Source organism: Haloparvum sedimenti (genome assembly GCF_001462205.1).
GTDB classification, from domain to species: Archaea; Halobacteriota; Halobacteria; order Halobacteriales; family Haloferacaceae; genus Haloparvum; species Haloparvum sedimenti.
Window position 1 is genome coordinate 1 of record NZ_LKIR01000050.1, and the last position, 2,581, is coordinate 2,581.

The 2,581-nt window shown below is 54.4% G+C and carries 1 protein-coding gene; it reads left to right on the forward strand.

Going from position 1 to position 2,581, the window contains the following annotated elements; genetic code table 11:
* Window positions 1-1,242: 1,242 nt before the first annotated feature.
* On the forward strand, window positions 1,243-2,472 hold the full coding sequence (locus tag AN233_RS03070) for a Cdc6/Cdc18 family protein (RefSeq protein ID WP_058365391.1): 1,230 nt from the start codon (window positions 1,243-1,245) through the stop codon (window positions 2,470-2,472).
* Window positions 2,473-2,581: the final 109 nt, after the last annotated feature.

Genomic DNA, 2,581 nt, shown 5'->3' on the forward strand with positions numbered 1-2,581 from the left:
CACACCTCGTTTCCGCAACTCCTCAGGGGATCACAGTGAGTCAAACCACGTTTGATTTCGCAGGATTCAACGGAGCTACGATCGCCACCTGCACTCCGATGAGAACATGTGAGGTATCCCTCATTGCCGCTGTATGGGGACCGCGGTGCCGCTGTATAGGGCACCGATCCTCCGTCACTTCAAGCGACCAACTGAGCCGGATTCACTACGGATTGCCGCAGTGAACGCATTACTGGACGTGTCCCTCACCCGCATTGTTTAGAATGCGGCCGTGGAGGACATCGACTCGCCATGGTAGATTACGATATCTACTAGAGATATGAACGGTCGGAAGAACAATTCTCTCCGGATTAGCCAAGTGAAAACACGGCTAGAAAGGCGAGAAGACCTAGTGAAATGGAGGTATACACTTGAACGGTGGTGATCGAAAAGTTTGGAGTGACGTTGTACAGTATGGCTTCAGATCCAGTAGTGATATTCGAATGAACTGTGTCGATAAGCAACTAAAACACGGACACACCCCTCATTTCCGCAACTCGGAGACGATGGCATGCCTCATGCCACAAATCCGCACGAGGGACACACCTCGTTTCCGCAACTCCGACGCGGTAGCATACCTCATTTGGATCGTAAGTCGAGGGAGTCACACCTCGTTTCCGCAACTTCATGCCCACAGAGGTTGCTAAGTCTGAGAAGTTCGAGAGAATGCATCATCGGCGAGTTCGGAGCTGGAATACAATGTGGCTACGGGTATCACCTCGTGAACTGCTTTGGGGACAAGTCCTAGGTACCCGGCCTATTCCGCCTGTAGAAATGAGACAAGGAACAGACGGGGGGAGACACACCCCTCGTTTCCGCAACTCCATACGACCTGAACGCCTATCAGCTACTACTGATACGCGGACGGTATAAAGACGCGAAAGATACAACAGCAGACGATCTCCCGAAATACTGAAAACACAAGAGGGCATGTGGTTGCTGCGCTAACAACAACAACAACAACTAACCGCTTTCATAAATTATTTATTAATGCGATCATATCGAGTTGAGGAACCTGGAGAATATGGGTAGATCGACCGCGTTCGGGTTTCTACTCACCCCCCTCTCGTCTATACCCGTGAGTTGCGGAAATGAGGGGTGGGTGGGGTATAAATAACTCTTCCAGTTCAGGAAGTTCCGGAAGTTCCGGAAGGGGTGGATTTTATATACTCTGGGTTGGAATCCAATCTAGAGGCCGGGTACATGTCCCTGTTTGAAACCGACACCAACGTCTTTGCAAACGAGCGGGCTCTCATGGAGGAGTGGGTTCCGGAACGGCTTCCCGAACGGGAGTCGGAACTCGAAGCGATCGCCAAAGGATTTCGAACGACCATCCGATCGGGGATCGAGCCGAAGAACGTCCTCATCTCGGGTAAAACGGGACAAGGAAAAACCGTCACCGCTCGGGTTGTCCTTCAGGAGCTCCACGACTACTGCCAACAACAGGACATCGCACTCACGACGTATGAGGTGTCCCTGAAGGATGTCTCGACCGCGTATCAGGCGGTGGGGAAGTTGCTCGTCGAGTTGGAACCGGAAACCGACGAGCGGCCGAAAGGCTTGTCTCTGACCGATTTAAACGACCGGCTCTTCCGACGGCTCGATGAGATCGGGGGGTACGTCGTCTTCTTCCTCGACGAGATCGACAACCTCGGTGCGGATGACGATCTGCTTTACCAGCTCCCACGCGCCCGTTCAAACGGCTATATTACGGACGCCCACGTCTCCGTCATCGGGATCTCCAATGACCTCCAGTTCTCCGAGCAACTCTCCGCGAAGACGCGGGACAGTCTGTACGAGAACGAGGTCCACTTCGATCCCTATGACGCGACCGAGCTGCGCTCCATCCTCGATCAGCGTGTTTCAGTTGCGTTCAAGCCCGGAACCGTCAACGAATCTGTCCTCCAGCTCGCGGCCGCGTGGACCGCGAAGGACACTGGTTCGGCACGGCAGGCGATTCGCCTTTTGCATGAGGCAGGTGACATCGCATGTGTCGAAGGGTCTGAGACTGTTACGAAGGAGCATCTCGAGGAGGCACGCGACGAACTCGAGGACATCAATATCGTCAACAAACTCCAAGATCTGACGATCAATGATCAGGCACTCCTGCTGGCTCTCGCGATCCTCGAGTCGCGAAACGCGACGCCCGCCCAGACGAAGGAGATTTACTCCGAGTACAAGCGCGTCACGAATGCAGTCGATATCGACCAGTTGACGGCTCGCAGTATCCGTGACAAGCTCACCAACCTCGACACGTACAACCTGGCGATGGCACACAAGAAAACCGGCGGCCGCGAGGGTGGTGAGTACTACGTGACCGAACTCCGTGTGAACCTGGAATCGTTGCTTGAAGGGTTCGATCGAGTTGACCGGTTTGAGGATATCGTCTCCGACATCGAGTCATTCAGCAGCCAAAGTACGCTGTCCGGGTGACGACCGCGTGTCGGTCGCCACACGGAGTAGAAGGAACCACGGTACGCAGGTTGTCTACGATGTTGCAAGATCCGTGCTGGCGGTCGCCGGCGTTGGGAGGACCGATCCT

Coding starts and splice junctions, on each gene's coding strand:
- AN233_RS03070 (WP_058365391.1), top strand. CDS start 1,243: ATGTCCCTGTTTGAAACCGACACCAACGTCTTTGCAAACGAGCGGGCT.